This is a genomic window from Mesorhizobium sp. P2_B5, from assembly GCF_056404775.1.
This window is the reverse complement of record NZ_JBFUDJ010000002.1, coordinates 1-18917: the sequence shown is the minus strand read 5'-3', so window position 1 is coordinate 18917 and position 18917 is coordinate 1. Positions and strand designations below refer to the sequence as shown.

Below are 18917 nucleotides of genomic sequence, written 5' to 3'. Positions count from 1 at the left end.
TCGGGGTCGTGGTGTTTGATCCGCGGGGTTATTCTGCTGCAACCACGGTTGCGCCAGTTTTGTGCAACTCCGGTCGATAGGCTTTTGCGTGGGGCGGGAGCGCACGCGTGATGTACCAATTGGGGTCCTTCCGCTGCCGAATAATGGCGGGGATGATCTCTGCATAGGCGTGGAAGGTGCTGCGATACGGGGAGGGCATGTCGTGGAGCGTCAGCCTGTGGAGCGCCGGCAGCTTGTGGTAGGGGACCATGGGGAACATGTGGTGTTCCACATGATAGTTCATGTTCCAGTAGATGAACCGCAGAACTGGATTGACGTAAATCGTTCGGGCGCAAAGCCTGTGGTCAAGTACGTTTTCCTCTAATCCGGCGTGTTGGGTGATGGCGAGATAGTAGGAGAGCCATCCGCCATACATGCTTGGAAGCGGGCCAATCAGCAGCACCGGCAGCCATGATCCCAGATAGACGGCAGCCGCTACGATACCCAGATGAAGGATCAGCAGAAGTCGCGCTGTGCGATAGATGTTCGGACGCTCCATGTCGGGAACAAAAGACGCTTCTTCCGGGGTTAGCTTCCCAAATGCGTGTTTGATCATGTTCTTGAATGTCAACGGAACCCGACGAATGCCGAAAATCGCCATGACCATTCTTGCGAGGTCTGCCGGTCGCATTGTTACAATTTCAGGATCGCGTCCGATAATGGTCGTGTCGGTATGGTGCCGAGCGTGACTCCAGCGCCAGATCTTGGGCTCCCGCAGCATCATGAAGCACGCAATATTGTAAACAAGATCGCTCAGCCAGCGTGTCTTGAACGCGGTGCCATGTCCCGTCTCATGCCAGCGCGCATCCGACGCCGAACCGTAATACACGCCGTAGACTGCCAGGATCGGTACGCACCAGAAGCTTCCCCAGGTGATGTAGGCTCCAAATGCCAGAGACCCGAGAATGGCAAACCATAGAAAGGTATCGCGGATCGCGGGGCCGTCGGAGCGTTTCATAAGTTCTTTCAGCTTCGCCCGCCCAATGTCGGTATGATACCATTGCGCCGCGGCGATGCCTTCCTCGATCGCTGCTGTCGCGTCCCGGCCCAGCAGGCTGTAATCCCGTTTGAACTCGCGAATTCGCGCCATCTACCTTTGCCTCCGGTTGCCGACTTCAAAGAGTTGTTGGTGCGCTCGGCCGACAAAGGTAAAGCCGAACCCATTGCTTCTTGCAATGAAATACGCCCCAGATATATCAAACTGTCAGACGTTGGATTTGCAAAATGACATGTTTATGTCATTTTTGATGAAGGTTCGCCCTTGTCCGGAGAGGCATGAATTCCCGCAAGGCTGGGGATTTTCTGGCCATATGGGAAAAGGAGCTCGGGCTTTGAAGCTATGACGGGCGCGCCCGTCGCGTCAAAACTCTGACAGTCTCGGCTTAACTCCGATGCGGTATTCAGGGCCCTCGGTGATTAAGGATCAAAAGTTGCATTTTTGACATATCAAAAATGTGCCGTATGTCCCCTTCCTTAAGCTTGCGAAGCCCGTCGAAAGGGGAACATTTCGCGAAAAGGCGTAAATCGTAAGGAGATATTGCTTGCGAAGCCAAGCATGCCAGACTAGATATCGTATATCATAGAGTTCGCAACATGGCATTCGCCGTACATTACCCCCAAGACGCGCTTCTAACCCAGCTCGACAAAGGCGCTCCTCCCATGAAGGTTGGCGTCCCTATCAATCGTGTCGGCGAGCAGGGATGGAGGTTGCTGAGTGAAGACCTGCCATTGCCGGTGGCGGTGCTCAAAGAGAAAAGCCTCCGTCACAACAGCGAATGGATGAAGGCGTTTCTGGCCCAGGGCGGAGCAGTTCTTGCTCCGCATGGCAAAACGACCATGAGCCCGGCGCTATTTGACCTGCAACTTGCGGATGGCGCGTGGGCGATCACCGTTTCCACGCCCCATCAGGTTCAAGTCGTGCGCAGCTTTGGTTACAAACGCATCTTCCTGGCAAATCAGCTGATTGGCGCAAAGGCGATCGACTACGTCATTTCTGAATTGGCCCGGGACGCCGAATTCGAGTTCTTGTTCCTGGTCGACTCTGCGGTCAATCTGGAAGCAATCGCCAAGGCAGCACGAAAGGCGAAGCTCCAACGTCCGCTCGATGCCCTCGTGGAGATCGGATATCCGGGTGGCCGCACCGGTTGCCGCAGTGTCGAAGAGGCGCTGAATCTTGCGCGCGCCGTGAGCAGAACCGAAGCCGTGAGGCTGCGCGGCGTGGAAGGTTTCGAGGGGCTGCTGAAGGGCGCAGACAATGCGGGGACACTCGCACTAGTCCATTCGTTCCTCGATAAAATGGTGCAGTTCGCTCAGGCATGTGACCTTGAGAAGCTTTGGGGCGCCGAGACAGTCATCCTGAGTGCCGGCGGATCCGCGTACTATGACGTCGTCGTGGAGAAACTGGGCTCCACAGGGCTTTCGAAACAAAACATGGTCCTGGTTCGCTCGGGTTGCTACATCACGCATGACTCGATCCTGTATGCCAAGGCGGTTCAGGCGCTGCGGGAAAGAAATCCAGGGTTGGCTGACGCGCATGGCGGACTGACACCCGCGTTGGAAGTTTGGGCTTATGTCCAGTCGAGGCCAGAGACCGAGAAGCTCATCGCGGCACTGGGCAAGCGTGACGTCTCGCATGACGACCAGCCGATTCCTCTGCTTTGGTTCCGTCCGGGTTCTGGCATGGAGCGTCCTCGACAGCTGTCTCCAGATCACGTCGTGACGCGCTTGAACGATCAGCACTGCCATGTGGCAATTCCTGCTGATTCACCTCTCCAGGTTGGGGATATGCTCGGCTTCGGCATTTCTCATCCCTGCCTCACCTTCGACAAATGGAGAGTCATGCACATAGTTGATGAAAATTATCACATCACGAGTTCCATTCGCACCTATTTCTGAGAGCGAACACGGACAAATTGTCGAGGGAAAACATGACCAAGACCTATCTCATCACCGGCGGCGCGAGCGGAATTGGGGCTGCCCTTTCACGGCTCGTCGCGGAGGCTGGCCACACCGTCTTTGTGGCCGATATCAATCTTCGGGGAGCCGAGCAGGTTGCCTCAGCAGTCGGTCCGTCAGCGTCCGCCGTAAAGCTCGATATCTGCTCCGAGGCGCAGTGGGAGACAGTCCTGGACCAGATATGGAAGGAGCGTGGCGGCCTTGACGTTCTGATTAACAATGCCGCCATCGTCCACACCGGTTATGCGCGAGACCTTCCTATGGAAAAGCACGTGCAAACGATGGACACAAATTTCTTTGGCCCGGTGAAGGGAATGCTCGCGGCACTTCCGCGCTTCAAATCGCAGGGGTACGGGCACCTCGCGACGGTTTGCAGCATGACAGCGTTGCTGCCGTTCCCGGGTATCGCGAGCTATGCCGCTGCAAAACATGCCCTTCGCGCTTTTCATCTCGCGCTGGCCCTGGAAGAGCGCCAAGCGCCAGTGAAATTTACCATCGTCCATCCGACGTCCACCGAAACGCCGATGTTGGACAAGGAAGCGGAAGATGACGCGATGGCGCTTTCCTTTGCCGGCATATCGGTCACGCCCGAATATGTCGCCAAGGTGGTTCTCGAAGCCATTCGCAATGAGGACCTCGAGGCCTTCGCGCCGCCGGAACGCGGCGATGCGGTGAAACTGCTCGGGACCAATCCCAAAGACCTTTGGGAGATGATGGACCGCAACTCTGCCATCGGCGCTGAAAAGCTCAAGGCTCGCCGCGCTGGAAAGGCAATGAACGGGCCTCAATGACAGCGATGCAGGGCATGGCCTCGTCACGTGAAGAGTGCCATGCCTGCCTCGACAGCGTCGGCCGACCCGGCAACGATAATCGTTGACCGCGAAGTGCTTCAGCTTTCCTTTTTCTTCTTTCGCCGCGATGGCGTAACTTCGCCGTTTTCCGCGCCGCTCAGTCTTTGCAGGATATTGTAAGATCCTTCGCGGAGATCCCGAATGACCAAATCGCCGGTTTCGGCCGGCGAGCGCCTGTTCAATGCGTCGACAATCAGAAGATGCAGATGGACAGCGGCCGTTGCGGGTCGGGTGATCGGATATTGATTGTTCACGAAAGGATAAGCAAGGAGCCAGAGATTTTCAATATACCTCACGAGGACATCGTTGCCACAGGCGCGATAGATCGTGAAATGAAACTCCTGGTTTGCAGCAAGTGCTTCCTTCCAACGCTCTTCCTTTTCGCTCTGGATAAACCTCTGGTGCAGTACGCTTAGTCTCGCAATGTCCTCATCGCTAATCCGCACCACCGCAAGTTCTGCTGCGAGTCTCTCGAGAGGCACCCGCGTTTCGCGAATATTGATGTATTGCGGAATCGACAGCACTGGCACACGGGGTTGATGGCCAAGTCGGATTTCCAATGCGCCCTCGCGCACGAGCTGGAAAATGGCCTCCCGAACCGGCGTTGGCGACGTGTTGTAGGTGGCCGCTAACCCCCTGATATTGAGGCGTGCTCCAGGTTCGTATTGGCCGGTCATGAGTGCCACGCGCAAACGTGAGTATATCCGCTCCGACAGGCTGTGCCGATTGAGACTGAGATCCTCGTTACTATCGATGTCGGTCTCTGGTGTGACTATCGAATTCATATATGCCTTCCCGCCTGTCCAATACCGGCGTCTGAGTTTACCAGCAATAATGCCAGCAAACCCCGATTACGAGATGTCGACAAGGCGAAGCCCGCTTTTCAGCCCTTGAGACCGTTCTTGTCCATAGGAAAGTGACATGCAAAGGCGGTTTCGTCCTGGTGAATAAGCATGGGCTCGACAGTGCGACAGAGTTCCTGTGCCTTCCAGCACCGCGTTCGGAAGCGGCAGCCGCTCGGGGGATCGGCGGGGCTGGGCACGTCCCCGGTCAAAACGATGCGGCGGCGGGTGCGTTCGCTTCGAGGGTCGGCGGTTGGCACCGCCGATAGGAGAGCGGTCGTGTATGGATGTCTTGGCGACGTGAAAATCTCGTTGCGGGGACCGATTTCAACAATCTTGCCAAGATACATGACGGCAACGCGATCCGAAATGTGGCGCACTGTCGATAAATTGTGCGCGACAAACAAGTAGGAGAGGCCTAGCTCTTGCTGCAAATCATGGAGCAGATTAAGCACGCCTGCCTGGATGCTCACGTCGAGAGCGGAGACGGGTTCATCAAGAATGATGAGTTTCGGCTTGACCGAGAGCGCCCTTGCAATACCCACGCGTTGTCGCTGGCCGCCTGAAAGTTCGTGGGGAAAGCGGTCAAGATGCTCCGGGTTGAGTTTGACGAGTCCCATCAGCTCACTGACACGATCCGACATGTCCTTTTTTGACATATCCAGAAGACGCAATGGCTCCGTCACTATCTCACGGATTCTCATTCGAGGATGAAGCGAAGCAAAAGGGTCCTGGAAGACCACCTGGAGATCTTTTCGCTTTGCACGCATTTCCGCCTCGCTGATCTTGCTGAGGTCGGTTCCCTCGAGGAGCACTTCTCCCGAGCTGGGTGGCAAGAGTCTGAGAATACAGCGCGCAAGTGTCGACTTGCCGCAGCCGGACTCGCCGACAAGCCCAAGTGTTTCTCCCTTGGCAATATCGAAACTGACACCTGCAACGGCCCGAATGACCGGAGCGTTCTTCAGAGTGGAAAAGACCCCGCCGGCGCCGAAATCCTTGGTCAGGTTTCTAACCGACAGCAAAGGCGCACCGGCATCCGAATGGCTCACAGCTCTAGTGGTCTGTCCCGCGGGGAGATCCTGCAAAGTGGATGTCATGCCGAGTTCACCCTGGTTTGAGCAGCCGGGATGGCCTGGGCGAGATGACAGGCCACGTCGGTTGGCCCGAAACCTCGGAGTTCGGGCCTTTCGAGCTGACATCTTTCGACAGAGAAACTACATCGCGGGTTGAAAGCGCAGCCAGGCGGTATGGTACCTGCCGTCGGCGGAGCCCCACCGATATCGCTGAGACGAGCAATCTCACCGGTCAGCTGGGGCAACGAACCCAGCAGGCCTCTGGTATAGGGATGACGCGGATTGTCGAACAAGTCATCGACTGGCGCTCGTTCAACGATCGAGCCCGCGTACATGACCGACACGTGCTCAGCCATGCCGGCGACGACGCCCAAGTCATGGGTAATAAGCACCAGGCCGGTTCCGCTGCCCTCGCAAAGATTGCGGAGAAGCTCCAGCACCTGCGCCTGGACCGTTACGTCCAAAGCCGTTGTCGGTTCGTCGGCGATAATAAGATCTGGCTTGTTGGCGATTGCGATTGCGACAACCACGCGTTGACGCATGCCGCCGGAGAATTCGTGAGGATATTGGTCAATGCGCTTTTCCGGAAAAGGAATCGCGACCGAACGAAACAATTCGATCGCCCTTGTCCGCCCCTCCTTGGCTGTGCACTGCGGATTGTGAATCCTGATCGCTTCGACCAATTGGTCGCCGACCGTCAGTACGGGATTGAGCGCAGTCAGAGGATCTTGAAAGACCATCGACATTCTCGATCCACGCAATTGTCGCAGGTCCTTTGCAGGACTGCCGATTAGTTCTCGACCGAGAAGCTTGACCGAGCCGGAAACCATCGCGGAAGGCGGCAAAAGCCCCATGACGGCACGCATCGTGATGCTTTTCCCCGAGCCGGATTCACCGACGAGGCCCATGATCTCGCCTCTCTTCAGAGAAAAATTCACCCCGCGAACGGCCTCGACGTAACCGTTCGCTATTTCAAAGGTCACGCGTAGATCATTTACTTCGAGAAGAGGTTGGTCGCCCATGTCATGCTTTCCGCGGGTCGAGAATATCGCGGACCCGGTCGCCGATGAAATTCAGCGCGAGAACGACACTCAGGATGGCCAAACCGGGCGCTGCGGCGATCCACCAATAGTAGAAATTCACGGTGCCATCCGAGACCATCGCGCCCCATTCCGGGGCAGGAGGGGCGGCGCCGAGACCGATGAAGCTCAGCGATGCTGCGAGCAGTACGACCTGCCCGAAATCCATAGTTGCATTTATGAGAATCGGCGTTCCGCAGAGAGGCAGGATATATTTCCGCAGCAATCGGCCTTTGCGGACGCCGGACGATATTGCAGCCTCGACATGCTCCATTTGTTTGACGCTGATAACTTGGGCCTGCATCAGACGCGTATAGAGCGGCCACCAGACAGCAATCATCGCCACCGTCGCCGTCCAAAGTCCCGGGCCTAGTGTAGCCGCGACCGCCATCGCCAGGAGCATTGGCGGAAAGGACAAGGTGATGTCGACCAGCCGCATGATGATCGTGTTTATCCAGCCCCCCAGGAAACCTGCCATCGCTCCAAGACAACTGCCGAGGATCGCACCGACACACACGACGAAAAATGCGACGGGAATGGAATAGACCGCTCCCGATAGCGTCCGTGAAAAGACGTCGCGACCCAAGCCGTCGGTACCAAACAGATGCTCAAGGCTTGGGGGCTGGAGCCGACGGCCAACCATGTCGAAAGCACTATAGGGCATCCAATATTGCGCGGTTAGAGCAGCAAATATCCAAAACAGGATGATAGCGAAGCCAATATATGCGGGAATGACCGACCACAGATTGGTGCGGCGTCGTTTACGCCTGAGCGTTGCGTGTAAGGTGTCTGCTGCGGCCATGGAATTGCCGGGCTCCTACTGGAGTTTGATGCGAGGATCGACCAGCACGTAGGTGAGATCGGTAAGGAGATTGGTCAAAAGAAACGCCGTCCCTCCAAGCATGGTCACTCCCATAATCGCCGGATAGTCCAGTGCCCGGGCGGATTCCACTGCGTAGGAGCCTATGCCGGGCCACGAAAAAATCGTTTCGGTCAAAACAGCGCCGGTAATGAGGAAGGCGAAGGAATAGCCGATGACGGTGATCGCAGGGATCAGTGCATTCCGGAGGGCGTGATGGAAGAGGACCCTTCTTTCGGTCGCACCCTTGGAGCGCGCCATAAGAATATAGTCCTGGCTGAGCACGTCGAGCATGCTGGCGCGTACCAGCCGAGATATTATGCCGGTGACAGACCATCCAAGGACGCTCGCGGGAAGTATCAAGTGGGTGGCAGCCTCCCAGAACGTCGACATGTTGCCGGCGAACAGCGCGTCGACGGTATAGAAGCCGGTAATCGTGGATTCTGGGGCCGTGCGGGCATCAAGCCGCCCCGGTCCGGGCAGAATACCAAGCTGGACGGAAAATATGAAGAGCACGGCAAGCCCGGACCAGAATACCGGAAGCGAAGATCCCAAAAGTGCGAAAAGGCGCACCAGGTGGTCCACGGCGGTATCACGCATACGCGCTGCGACTACCCCAAGCAGAATTCCTGAAACCGAGCCAAACAGCAATGCCGCAACGACCAGTTCCACTGTCGCGGGAAGGCGCTCCATCAGGTCTTGAGCGACCGGCCGCTTTGTCCGGAAGGACGTGCCCAAATCCCCCGTGACCACGTTCTTCAGATAGATCAGATATTGCTCGACGGGCGTCTTGTCCAAACCCCAGCGGACTTTCGCCGCTTGAACCGCCTCCGGATTACTGAGCTGCCGCTCGGGCAGGATCGAGGAAAGTGGATCCGCCGGCGAGGCGTGCGACAGAAGGAAGGCGATGGTAAGCACACCCAAAAGCAAGGGTGGAAGTCCGATCAAACGGCGAAGAACGTATGTATGAGCTTGCATTGTTCGCCCTTTCGATCAGACTTCCACGTTCCCGTCGTCGCGCATTACTGCGCGAAGCTGAGATCCTGTAGCGGCAGGATTGACGTCACGCTGTACTTCATTCCGCTTATGTTCTTGCTATAGGCAAGGACCGTATCGGGACCGACCAGTGGCACGATGATGCGGTCCTTGATCATCTCCAACGCGATCTGGTGATAGAGTTCGTCGCGTTCGTTGATCGGCGCCGCAACGGCCTTGTCCAGCAGTTCCTTTTCCTTGTTGTTCAACACGCCCTCTATCTTGTCTCCGCCAGAGCGAGCCAGCCAGCGTGTGCCCGGGATCATACCAAAGGTTTTCACATACTGGTCGGTACCGAAGTAATCAGGTCCGTAAAACGATGCAGTCAGCGGCGTGTGGTCTCCCTTGACCGTGTCAAGCCAGACCGGGAAGGTGGCAGGCTTCAGCTGAAGGCGGATGTTCACCTTGGCGAGGTTCTGCTGCACGAACTGCATGAGCGTTGACATATCAACCCCATAATAGTTCTCGTTGGGAAACACGGATTCAATGTCGAAGCCATTCTCAAGCCCTTCCTCCTTCAGGAGTTGCTTGGCTTTCTCGACATTGTATTCCGGCTGCGGCAGGCCGTCGGTGCCGGGGAAGCCGTTAGGAATCGCAACGGGCACGACCTTGCCGGCCCCGCCGATTGTGAAGTCGATGATGCCCTTATAGTCGATGGCGTAGGCTATGGCCTGCCGCACCTTGAGCGTCAGCGGTACCGTGTTTGCCTTCGCGCCCGGGCTTAGCGCCATGTAAAGGAAATTGAACGAGGGCACTGATTCGAGAACTACATCGGGAGCTTTGATCGTCCGGGCGGTATCCGGTGCGATCTGCATCGCTATATCGACCGCGCCGCTTTCAAGCGCCTGTGCCTGCGCAACAGAATCCTTCGTCTGCTTTATGACGATTTCGGCGATCGCGGCTGGCTTGTCCCAGTATTTTTCGTTGCGTTTGAACCGCAATTCGTCGTTCGGGCTGTAGCCTCCCAGCACATAAGGGCCGCTGCCTGCCGAATTGGTGAGGAACCAAGGCTCCGCGCTGTCCGAGGCAGCCCCATCCTTTGAGGCCTTGGCACCCTGTGTCGAGGCGACGTCGCTGTTTACCACACCGGAGTATGGCGCGATGACTTTGCCGAGGAATTCCGAATCCGGCGCCGACAGTTTGACCACGACCGTGCGTGCATCGGGGGTCTCGATCGACGTAACGGTTTCGAAGAGCCAGGCCATGCCTCCCTGGAGATTGGCCAGCCGCTCCCAGGACCATTTGACGTCCTTGGCTTCGACCGGCGATCCGTCGGAGAAGACCGCCTTCGGATTCATGTGAAACGTGAACTGCGTATTGTTGTCGTTGACCTCCCACTTTTCGGCCAGCGCCGGGGTGATCGTCTTGTTGTCATCTCCGAGCCTCACCAGCGTCTCGTAGACCGCATACAAATAGATGTTGCAGGTATCGCACGTGGTACGAGCGGGATCGAGTGAATTGACGGCAAGGTTGCGGGCAATAATGAGCGGTTTTTGCGCTTGCGCGGAGGCAAGAGACGTCGAGCCAAGCATAGCCAGGGCGATAGCCAGCGGGAGCAAGGCACGGCCGACTCTTTTGCGATTGGGAGTCTTATCGAACGCTACGGTCATTTTGATCTTCCCCTTTGTTGATTGGTGACGAAACGCGGCGCTTCAGAACGTCCATCATATATCATAACGTTGAATTTTGGGCCACCTGTCAATGGGAAATTTGGCGGGAACCAGCCCCGCAGGCCATAAATGGCGAGAGGTCAGTCCGATTATTTCGGCAGAAAGGACGTTCAGAGACGGCTTATCTGCTATGTCAAAATGGCCGTAGCATTCTCCAGCCGGAAAGAAATGTGAGAATTTTCAATGATTTCGATCCGAACCGGAGAAAGTTGCGATCGATGGAAGATTGCGTCTCGACACTAGCGAAGAGTTTGCTATATCAAAAATGATCGTTCCGATCCCGGGTGGAGGCTTTTGTGCCGACAACATCTCATTTTGAGACCTGTATAGATTTCGAGCTGGCCATCGGTGAGAGCCCGGTCTGGGACGAAGAGAAAGGCCTCCTGTGGTTTATAGACGTCCTGCGGCCGGCAGCTTTCACCCTCGAACCGGCCTCAGGAACGGTGGTGGAGTACCCGATGCCCGACGAGATAGGCAGTCTTGGCCTCGTCGCGGGCGGCAAGTTAATTGTAGCACTCAGGAGCGGTGTCCATATTTTCGACCCGGCCACCCGGTCGCTCCAATTTCTCGTTCACCCTGAACCTGGCCGTCCGACGAACCGGCTCAATGATGGGAAAGTCGGTCCCGACGGGTCGTTTTGGGTCGGTAGCATGCACGATGCGTTGCCGCGGCAACCGACGGCGAGCCTGTACCGTGTAACACCAGGTGGCGAAGTGACGACCATTATCGACGGGCTGCGTGTCTCAAACGGCCTCGCCTGGAATCCCGACGGAACAACAATGTATCACGCGGATTCGCGGGGGCCGGTCGTGCGAGCTTTCGACTTCGATCCGGGCAGTGGACAAGTCTCCAATCAACGGACCATCATCGTCCTCGACGAAAAAGGCGGCCTGCCCGACGGGGCAGCGGTGGATGTCGAGGGTTGCTATTGGAGCGCAGGTATTTCCGCTGGGGTCCTCAACCGGTTCACGGCCCACGGCTCTCTCCTCGAGACCCTGGTATTGCCGGTAGCAGCGCCGACGATGCCTTGTTTCGGCGGACCGGATTTCAAGACAATGTTCGTCACGTCCCTGACAACCGATCGGGACGGGAAGCATTCAACCGGTACTTTGATCGCCTTTGACGTCGCTGTGCCTGGTCTTCCCACATACAGGTTTCCGGAGCAGGCACCCCATGCCCTGCATCCCGCATAGCGCGGTGTCGGGACTTTTATCATCTCAACCCCGGAGGGCCCCGCATGGTCGCTGATATTCAACACGTTGAAACCCTGGGCGCCATGCTTGGAGAAAAAGCCGTCATGTTCGGCGATGACGCGGCCTCGTATGAGGACGGTGCCCGCTATGACAAGGGGCGCGCCTCATTCGTTGTGCGACCGGCTACGACAAAGGAAATGTCCCAAGCAGTGTCCTATTGCGTGCGCCACGGGATACATATCATTCCGCAAGGGGGCAACACGGGCGTCGTCGCGGCTTCGACGCCGGACTCCAGTGGAACCCAGGCGGTGATTAGCATTGACCGGTTGGCCCGGAGCCTCAATCTGGACGTCGACAACCGTTCGGTGGCCGTAGATGCGGGTTTCCTGCTGTCGGATCTGAATGCCGCGCTCGAAACCGAAGGGCTGTTCTTCCCAATTGATCTTGGTGCAGATCCCCGGCTGGGCGGCATGCTGTCAACAAATACAGGTGGGGCACGATTTCTCAAATATGGCGACGCCCGCAAGAATACGCTTGGCATGAAGGTCGTGTTGGCGGATGCGGAAGGTACGATCCTCGATTTCGGCCGCGAGCTCAGAAAGAACAACACCGGCATCGACTGGAAGCAGATTTTTATTGGTACATCCGGCAGTCTCGGCATTATCACCGAATGTGTTCTCAACCTTGAACGGCGCCCAAGACAAAGCGCCGCTGCATTGCTGGTTCCATCAAGTGCCGGCCATGTCATGTCACTGCTTCGTGCAATGGAAACACGCGCCGGTGGCTATCTCACTGCCTTCGAGGGCATGTCCGCAAATGCGATTAAGGCCACGCTCCATCATATCCCATCTTTGCGCAATCCCTTCGAAAACCGCGAAATCCCCGATTACGTGATCTTGGCGGAGTTAACGCGAACCTGGGATCTTCGCGACAATGAGCAGACGCTCGACAGCGTGCTTGAAACGGTCCTGGCAGAGATGTGGGAGTTGCAAGAGGCGCCCTTGGCCGATGCTCTGTTCGGGTCGGCGCATGAAATGTGGGCGCTGCGCCATGCGATCTCCGAGGGCGTGAGACAGATGGGAAAGCTTGTCGCGTTTGATCTGGCCTTTCGCAGAGGTGACGTGATGACGTTCTGCGAGCGGATGAAAGCCGAAATACCGGCGCGCTTCCCGGGCGTTGCGGTCTGCGATTTCGGTCATATCGGCGATGGTGGTGTGCATTTCAATCTCGTTGCCGATCGGGCAAGCGGCGTTGCTGCAGATGCGAGCATGGAGGGCCAGCTCCGGGACTGGGTGTATGACGTCGTGGTCAATGACTTTGATGGCAGCTTCAGTGGTGAACATGCGATTGGCCGGAGAAACCAAGCCTACTACGACAAGTTCACGCCGGCTGTGCTGAAACATATGGCGCGAGAACTCAAAACGATCACCTCACCAGCGGGTCTCGGTGCGGTGAGGTTCGGCTAGCAATTGACCTCGCCGGATCTCTTCGAGGCCCGGCTGGAGCCGGAAAAGGCGATCAGCAAGGGGCAAAGGCCTGCTGAAAAGGGTTGAAGAAGGAAGAAAGACGATGGACGTACGCGCTGCCGTTGCCGTTCAGGCCGGAAAGCCGCTGGAAATTATGACGGTACAACTCGACGGACCGCGCGAGGGCGAGGTGCTGGTCGAGATCAAGGCGACCGGCATCTGCCACACCGACGAGTTCACGCTGTCGGGCGCCGATCCCGAAGGCCTGTTTCCGGCCATCCTCGGCCATGAGGGCGCCGGCGTCGTCGTCGATGTCGGCAAGGGCGTCACCTCGGTCAAGAAGGGTGACCACGTCATCCCGCTCTATACGCCTGAATGCCGACAGTGCCCGTCCTGCCTGTCGCGCAAGACCAATCTGTGCACGGCCATCCGCGCCACCCAGAGCCAGGGCCTGATGCCGGACGGCTCGTCGCGCTTCTCGATCGGCAAGGACAAGATCTTTCACTATATGGGCTGCTCGACCTTCTCGAACTTCACCGTGCTGCCCGAGATCGCGCTGGCCAAGGTCAACCCGGACGCCCCCTTCGACAAGATCTGCTACATCGGCTGCGGCGTCACCACCGGCATCGGTGCGGTCATCAACACCGCCAAGGTTGAGCAAGGCGCGACTGCTGTCGTCTTCGGCCTCGGCGGCATCGGCCTCAACGTCATCCAGGGCCTGAAGCTGGCCGGCGCCGACATGATCATCGGTGTCGATCTCAACAACGACAAGAAAGCCTGGGGCGAGCGCTTCGGCATGACGCATTTCGTCAATCCGAAGGAGATCGACGGCGACATCGTCCCTCATCTCGTCAACATGACCAAGCGCGGCGCCGACCAGATCGGCGGCGCCGACTACACATTCGACTGCACCGGCAACACCAAGGTGATGCGCCAGGCGCTGGAAGCCTCGCATCGCGGCTGGGGCAAGTCGGTCGTCATAGGCGTCGCCGGCGCCGGCCAGGAGATTTCGACCAGACCCTTCCAATTGGTCACCGGCCGCACCTGGATGGGCACCGCCTTTGGCGGCGCACGTGGCCGCACCGACGTGCCGAGGATCGTCGACTGGTACATGGACGGCAAGATCCAGATCGACCCGATGATCACCCATTTGCTGAAGCTGGAAGACATCAACAAGGGCTTCGACCTGATGCACGAAGGCAAGTCGATCCGGAGCGTGGTGGTCTATTGAAGGAGGTTCGAATTCGCTTCGTCGACCCTGAGAGGTCGAGGATCCAATCGAATACGGAACTTTGGCGAGGATCTCTGGCGCAGCTTCCGCGAAGAAAAGCGCGTCACGGTCAATCTGGAGGAGATCGACTGTGCCCAAGATGAGATCGCTTTATCTCGTGCATGGACAGTTTCTAAGGAGGAGCCTGACCGAAGTGCATCGTCTGCTGAAGGTGCACTTCATGGAAAATGAAGTGGTCATTGAGACCTAGGCCGTGAACTCATAAATGCTGAATGACCGAGGTGTGGTGTTTGTGGACCGGCAGCTTCCGGCGAAGAAGGTCGGATAGCTGCCTTTCCTCTGGGAGACGACAGAACTCCGGACATCGAGGAGAGGCAGTTATGCAATCAACTTGTAGAAGACGATGCGGGATCCGCCGCTAATCCAAACCGTCTTGCCGTCGGCCGAGAAGCCCATCGCACATTCGCTCGTCCAGGGCTTTGGAAGCTCTTGAAGAACCGCGCCGTTCGTCATCGATAGAAGCGCAACCGTGCCGGTTGGCATCGAGATGAGCGCAAATCGATTATTCGGGCTTACCGATGGTACGTCACTCCGAGCGAATGTATTTGCCGTCCCGTTAAGGGTCCACAATAGTCTACCGCTGGGAAGCTCATGGAGTTCGGCGATTGCGCCGCTCTGTGGGGTTGGTGCAGGGCATCGCGGATTGAGTTCGCATATGACCCCGGTTGCGCTCAGATTTCTCATGACGAGTACAGTTTTGCCGCCAGGTGAGAGTGCGTAAGGCGTCCACCGTGGCTTCACGCCGATCGAAACGAGGCGAGGCAATCGGCCCTGATTCCACAGCAGCCACTGGTTCGGCGCCATGGTGATCAAAGCATAGGCGTTTCCTCGGACGTCCAAACTGGAAGCAACGCCATTTATCCTGGACTTGACAGCCAGGCCGGGCACATCTGCGATCGCAATCGACTGGATCACTTTGCCCGCACGTGCGTCAACAAAGGCGATCGTCGGCTTGAGATCGGGATGCTCAGGTCGGTAATAGGCTCCTTTCGTTCCGAAAGCTGCAATCGCCAACCCGGTATGGCCGATCCAATATATCTCGTCGAGGGGCCCGGCCGAGCTAGACAACTCAGCAAGTTTCTCGTTGGTGCCGTTGATGTGGAAGCGGATAGGCCTGAGTGATCCAAGCGCGAAGCCGCTTGGCTTTACCGTTTCCTGTCGGACGCCGAGGACTGATCGGGAGTCATTCGACCACGCGAACGGAACATTCCCCATGAACGGCAAGACCGCTGTTATGCGTCCGTCGAATTGCTGACTTCCCGCCGCAGTGCCCGTTCCAGTGATGGATAACCCTTGGATGCTGTCGAAGACGAAGACACTGTTGTGATCGGGCGACGGTTGAGGGGGAGAAACTGGAAAATTGCTCGCAGGAATCTTCAGGCAAAAAATCTTTGCCAGAGCCAATGGACCGGACTTCAACGGCATCAAAGCTGGGACCGGATCGTAGTGCCCATCCCCACAACCGGAGACGGCCACCTTTCCCGCCCTTGCTTCGCTGATCGACAACATTGCTAGCAGCAGCGCCAGCGCCAAACCTGTGGGATAATGCATGATCCAATCCTATCGAAGCTCACGGGACGATATCGCGATTCACGATCTTAAGGGCGTGCACTTTAGCTTCCTCGTTGGGTCTAACTTCGCCTTACTAACGAATGAATAAGCCTGGCAGTAGATCAGGTATCTACCAAGGATATCCCAGCGAGGATGCCGATCACTATGGCGCACGGAACTATGCCAGTAATGGCAATATGGGGGTAGTTTTCCGACTGGCGGCTTTCATATTGCGGCGAAATCTGATTCAGGCTCTGCATGAGCCGATATGACCTGACCGACTTCGAGTGGCGTGTGATCGAGCCGCTGTTGCCCAACAAGCCGCGAGGAGTGCCGCGCGTCGATGACCGGCGGGTGCTTAACGGCATCTTCTGGGTGCTGCGATCGGGTGCGCCATGGCGCGATCTACCAGAGCGATACGGCCCACGCACCACCTGCTACAATCGCTTTGTCCGATGGCGGAAAGCAGGTGTATGGGACCGCCTCATGGCCAACATTACCAAAACCCATAACGGCGAGGTGCAGATGATCGACACCTCCATTGTTCGCGTCCACCAGCAGGGCGCGACGGCAAAAAGGGGGGTCGAGATCATTGTCTTGGTCGTTCCCGAGGCGGGCTGACAACCAAAATCCATGCTCTTGTCGACGCCCAAGGGAGGCCGATCAAGCTAACGCTGACGGCGGGCCAGAAGAGCGACATCGCCTCCGCAGTCGACTTGATCAGGGATCTGCCCGAGGGTGCCATGCTGCTCGCCGACAAGGGCTACGATGCAAACGCCCTGCGCACGGCCATCACCGAGCGAAAGGCATGGGCCAACATTCCGCCCAAGGCCAACCGCAAGGACCCGATCTGCTTCAGTCCGTTTCTCTATAAGGCGCGCAACCTGGTAGAGCGCTTCTTCAATAAAGCCAAGCAGTTCCGGCGGATCGCGACACGCTACGACAAGCTGGCAGAAAACTATCTTGCTGCCCTCAAACTCGTCTCAACTCGCATCTGGCTACGCGGTAATGAGTCTACGCCCTAGTCGAGATGACAAAACAGGGAGGAAGAAAATGCCTGAAAAACTGCATCCCAAGATCGACAATGGCTTGCCCAAGGAAAGCGCGAGCTTTGCCGGCGGCACGCTGGTCTGCGCCTGCACCAGCAAGCCGGTGAAGGTGAAGGTCAAGAGCCAGATCGCCCATAACCACGCCTGCGGCTGCACCAAATGCTGGAAACCAGAAGGCGCGGTGTTCTCGGTCGTGGCCGTCGCCGGCACTGGTGACGTCACCGTCACCGAGAATGGCGACAAGCTGAAAGTTGTCGACCCCTCAGCGCTGATCCAGCGTCACGCCTGCACCGGCTGCGGTGTGCATATGCATGGGCCGGTCGAGCGCGACCATCCGTTCAAGGGCTTGTCCTTCATCCATCCCGAGCGCTTCGAGGAAGACGGCTGGTCGCCGCCGGGCTTCACCGCCTTCGTCTCGTCGATCATCGAATCCGGTGTCGACCCCAAGCGCATGGACGGCATTCGTGCGCAGTTGAAGTCAATCGGCATCGAGCCCTATGACTGCCTCAATCCCGGCCTGATGGACTACATCGCCACCTGGACCGCGAAGAAGTCCGGGGCGTTGCCGGCCTGAAGATCTGAAACAAGCGTTCATGGGGCCGGAACAGCGATCCGGCCCCATATTCCCTGGATGCTAGTTGCTACCACACGCCAGCCCTCCGACAATGCCGCGCTCAGATATACCGGAGAGCGTGGGGACGACGTCCGCCTCGACAACATCGTCGTATCCGTTTCCCCCGCCAGCGCTCGTCAGACAGGTCTCGTTCAGTGGCCGAATGCTGAAAAGCTCGATCCCCGACGATCCATCGTCACGCTCAAGGCCGACCTTCTTGGCGAGGAGCAGGTTGTGCCGTGGTTTCGCAAGGCAAGCCGGGGAACGAAGCGCGTGCTGATTTTCGTGCCTGGATTCGACAATGGCCATGCCGAAGCCGTCTATCGTTTCGCACAACTCGTTCACGATGCGCGCATCAGTGCCGCACCGGTGCCGTTCACCTGGCCTTCGCGCGGCAACGTGCTCGACTACGTCTACGATCGCGAAAGCACGATCTATTCCCGCTTCGGGCTCGACGCCGTTCTGAACGCAGCCGTCGATAGCCCCGACGTCGCCGAGGTGGTGATCCTGGCCCATTCAATGGGCATGGCTGACCATGGAGGGCTCTGCGCGACATGGCCAACAGGACGCAAAAGTGTCGCCCAAAATTCGTTCAGTCATTCTCGCCTCGCCTGACATCGATGTCGACGTATTCGAGCGTCAGGTTTTGGAGCTGGGCGACAACCGGTCGCGTATCACCATACTCTTCGCAAAACGATCTGGCGCTCAAAGTATCCACCTGGATCGCGCGCGATGTGCAGCGCCTCGGTGCTACCGATTTTCGGCCATACGAAAATCTGCTTCACAATACGGCATCACCGTTATCGATGCCTCCGATGCGAAGCAGGGGGATGTTCTTCGGCATAGCACTTTTTCAGAAAACGCCGATATCCTGCGGAGCTTGGGAAATACCTTCCATGGCGGGACCAAAACCGCTGCTCCCGTGTTGATGCCCGCGAGTGCTCCATTCGGCCCCGCCAAGGCCACTCCTTGATCATTCGGATTTCACGGCAGCGGGGCGAATGTTGCAGGCATCGACCGCCCCTCGATGAAGCGCTGCATCGAGAGGTGGCGTTGCGAGTTGCCACCAGGCTCGGGGGGCTTGAGGGCGGCTACTGGAACGTGGTCACCACGCCGATGCCGATGCCTTCGAAGCCGCCCATGGCCATCAGGGCGGCCGGAGCCTCTTCGAGGCTGAGCCTCTTGCTGACCAGAAGTTCGGGCTTCAGCTTGCCGCTGCCAATCATCGCCATGATCGCCGGATAGCGGTAGGCCTGCATGCCCAGGCTGCCGAGGATTTCGAGCTCGAAGGCGATCACCTGATCCATCGGCACCTGTGCCCTGGCATGCTCGCCCAGCATCAGCCCGACCT

17 protein-coding genes and 1 pseudogene are annotated in these 18917 nt (G+C 57.7%); 9 read left to right on the top strand and 9 right to left on the bottom strand.

Going from position 1 to position 18917, the window contains the following annotated elements:
* Positions 1-28 precede the first annotated feature (28 nt).
* The gene (locus AC1D1N_RS06590; protein ID WP_436260311.1) at positions 29-1129 is read right to left on the bottom strand and encodes a fatty acid desaturase family protein; all 1101 of its coding nucleotides are present in this window, start codon (positions 1127-1129) and stop codon (positions 29-31) included.
* Positions 1130-1698: 569 nt separating this feature from the next.
* Here AC1D1N_RS06590 and AC1D1N_RS06585 point away from each other — a divergent pair.
* Positions 1699-2934 carry an amino acid deaminase gene (locus AC1D1N_RS06585; protein ID WP_436260310.1) on the top strand — a complete coding sequence of 412 codons (1236 nt, stop codon included), beginning with the start codon at positions 1699-1701 and terminating at the stop codon, positions 2932-2934.
* Between the two features lie 32 nt (positions 2935-2966).
* Positions 2967-3785: an SDR family NAD(P)-dependent oxidoreductase gene (locus AC1D1N_RS06580; protein ID WP_436260309.1), complete on the top strand. Its 819-nt coding sequence runs from the start codon at positions 2967-2969 to the stop codon at positions 3783-3785.
* A 98-nt stretch (positions 3786-3883) separates the two neighbouring features.
* Here AC1D1N_RS06580 and AC1D1N_RS06575 read toward each other — a convergent pair whose 3' ends face one another.
* From AC1D1N_RS06575 to AC1D1N_RS06550, 6 genes are all read right to left on the bottom strand, one after another.
* On the bottom strand, positions 3884-4630 hold the full coding sequence (locus AC1D1N_RS06575; protein WP_436260308.1) for a GntR family transcriptional regulator: 747 nt from the start codon (positions 4628-4630) through the stop codon (positions 3884-3886).
* Between the two features lie 98 nt (positions 4631-4728).
* Positions 4729-5784, bottom strand: a complete 1056-nt coding sequence (locus AC1D1N_RS06570) for an ABC transporter ATP-binding protein (RefSeq protein WP_436260307.1) — start codon at positions 5782-5784, stop codon at positions 4729-4731.
* Entirely contained in the window at positions 5781-6782 is a 1002-nt protein-coding gene (locus AC1D1N_RS06565; protein WP_436260306.1) for an ABC transporter ATP-binding protein, read from the bottom strand. Before AC1D1N_RS06565 ends, AC1D1N_RS06570 begins: the two co-directional genes overlap by 4 nt.
* Before the next feature lies 1 nt (position 6783).
* Positions 6784-7641 carry an ABC transporter permease gene (locus AC1D1N_RS06560; RefSeq protein WP_436260305.1) on the bottom strand — a complete coding sequence of 286 codons (858 nt, stop codon included), beginning with the start codon at positions 7639-7641 and terminating at the stop codon, positions 6784-6786.
* 15 nt (positions 7642-7656) lie between these two features.
* The gene (locus tag AC1D1N_RS06555) at positions 7657-8676 is read right to left on the bottom strand and encodes an ABC transporter permease (protein WP_436260304.1); all 1020 of its coding nucleotides are present in this window, start codon (positions 8674-8676) and stop codon (positions 7657-7659) included.
* A 44-nt stretch (positions 8677-8720) separates the two neighbouring features.
* Positions 8721-10343, bottom strand: coding sequence for an ABC transporter substrate-binding protein (locus tag AC1D1N_RS06550; protein WP_436260303.1), 1623 nt, complete (start codon positions 10341-10343; stop codon positions 8721-8723).
* Between the two features lie 356 nt (positions 10344-10699).
* Here AC1D1N_RS06550 and AC1D1N_RS06545 point away from each other — a divergent pair, with 356 nt between their 5' ends.
* From AC1D1N_RS06545 to AC1D1N_RS06535, 3 genes are all read left to right on the top strand, one after another.
* A complete protein-coding gene (locus tag AC1D1N_RS06545; protein ID WP_436260302.1) occupies positions 10700-11596 on the top strand; it encodes an SMP-30/gluconolactonase/LRE family protein in 897 nt (298 codons plus the stop codon).
* A gap of 44 nt (positions 11597-11640) precedes the next feature.
* On the top strand, positions 11641-13062 hold the full coding sequence (locus AC1D1N_RS06540) for an FAD-binding oxidoreductase (protein ID WP_436260301.1): 1422 nt from the start codon (positions 11641-11643) through the stop codon (positions 13060-13062).
* Positions 13063-13165: 103 nt separating this feature from the next.
* A complete protein-coding gene (locus AC1D1N_RS06535) occupies positions 13166-14293 on the top strand; it encodes an S-(hydroxymethyl)glutathione dehydrogenase/class III alcohol dehydrogenase (protein WP_436260300.1) in 1128 nt (375 codons plus the stop codon).
* 378 nt (positions 14294-14671) lie between these two features.
* Here AC1D1N_RS06535 and AC1D1N_RS06530 read toward each other — a convergent pair whose 3' ends face one another.
* Entirely contained in the window at positions 14672-15904 is a 1233-nt protein-coding gene (locus AC1D1N_RS06530) for a hypothetical protein (protein ID WP_436260299.1), read from the bottom strand.
* 258 nt (positions 15905-16162) lie between these two features.
* Between AC1D1N_RS06530 and AC1D1N_RS06525 the strand changes: the two genes are divergently transcribed.
* The 4 genes from AC1D1N_RS06525 to AC1D1N_RS06510 all read left to right on the top strand — a co-directional run bounded on the left by AC1D1N_RS06525 (position 16163) and on the right by AC1D1N_RS06510 (position 18495).
* Positions 16163-16929 (top strand): IS5 family transposase gene (locus AC1D1N_RS06525; protein ID WP_436260298.1). Its coding sequence is split into 2 segments (ribosomal slippage): positions 16163-16487 and positions 16487-16929, totalling 768 coding nucleotides; the frame shifts between segments, so codons are not numbered across the junction.
* A 28-nt stretch (positions 16930-16957) separates the two neighbouring features.
* The gene (gene gfa, locus AC1D1N_RS06520) at positions 16958-17527 is read left to right on the top strand and encodes an S-(hydroxymethyl)glutathione synthase (protein WP_436260297.1); all 570 of its coding nucleotides are present in this window, start codon (positions 16958-16960) and stop codon (positions 17525-17527) included.
* 312 nt (positions 17528-17839) lie between these two features.
* Complete coding sequence (locus AC1D1N_RS06515; protein WP_436260296.1) at positions 17840-18181, top strand: alpha/beta hydrolase; 342 nt, start codon at positions 17840-17842, stop codon at positions 18179-18181.
* Positions 18121-18495 (top strand): alpha/beta hydrolase, encoded by a 375-nt coding sequence (locus AC1D1N_RS06510; RefSeq protein ID WP_436260295.1) that lies wholly within the window; start codon positions 18121-18123, stop codon positions 18493-18495. Before AC1D1N_RS06515 ends, AC1D1N_RS06510 begins: the two co-directional genes overlap by 61 nt.
* Positions 18496-18657: 162 nt before the next feature.
* Here the strand turns inward: AC1D1N_RS06510 and AC1D1N_RS06505 are convergent.
* A pseudogene (locus tag AC1D1N_RS06505) lies at positions 18658-18917 on the bottom strand (alcohol dehydrogenase); the annotation flags it as partial.

Bases quoted from the DNA above. Each gene is read 5' to 3' on its own strand.
- AC1D1N_RS06550 (WP_436260303.1), bottom strand. From the start codon at position 10,343: ATGACCGTAGCGTTCGATAAGACTCCCAATCGCAAAAGAGTCGGCCGT.
- AC1D1N_RS06580 (WP_436260309.1), top strand. From the start codon at position 2,967: ATGACCAAGACCTATCTCATCACCGGCGGCGCGAGCGGAATTGGGGCT.
- AC1D1N_RS06560 (WP_436260305.1), bottom strand. From the start codon at position 7,641: ATGGCCGCAGCAGACACCTTACACGCAACGCTCAGGCGTAAACGACGC.
- AC1D1N_RS06585 (WP_436260310.1), top strand. From the start codon at position 1,699: ATGAAGGTTGGCGTCCCTATCAATCGTGTCGGCGAGCAGGGATGGAGG.
- AC1D1N_RS06590 (WP_436260311.1), bottom strand. From the start codon at position 1,129: ATGGCGCGAATTCGCGAGTTCAAACGGGATTACAGCCTGCTGGGCCGG.
- AC1D1N_RS06565 (WP_436260306.1), bottom strand. From the start codon at position 6,782: ATGGGCGACCAACCTCTTCTCGAAGTAAATGATCTACGCGTGACCTTT.
- AC1D1N_RS06575 (WP_436260308.1), bottom strand. From the start codon at position 4,630: ATGAATTCGATAGTCACACCAGAGACCGACATCGATAGTAACGAGGAT.
- AC1D1N_RS06555 (WP_436260304.1), bottom strand. From the start codon at position 8,676: ATGCAAGCTCATACATACGTTCTTCGCCGTTTGATCGGACTTCCACCC.
- AC1D1N_RS06570 (WP_436260307.1), bottom strand. From the start codon at position 5,784: ATGACATCCACTTTGCAGGATCTCCCCGCGGGACAGACCACTAGAGCT.
- AC1D1N_RS06510 (WP_436260295.1), top strand. From the start codon at position 18,121: ATGGCCAACAGGACGCAAAAGTGTCGCCCAAAATTCGTTCAGTCATTC.
- AC1D1N_RS06540 (WP_436260301.1), top strand. From the start codon at position 11,641: ATGGTCGCTGATATTCAACACGTTGAAACCCTGGGCGCCATGCTTGGA.
- gfa (WP_436260297.1), top strand. From the start codon at position 16,958: ATGCCTGAAAAACTGCATCCCAAGATCGACAATGGCTTGCCCAAGGAA.
- AC1D1N_RS06530 (WP_436260299.1), bottom strand. From the start codon at position 15,904: ATGCATTATCCCACAGGTTTGGCGCTGGCGCTGCTGCTAGCAATGTTG.
- AC1D1N_RS06535 (WP_436260300.1), top strand. From the start codon at position 13,166: ATGGACGTACGCGCTGCCGTTGCCGTTCAGGCCGGAAAGCCGCTGGAA.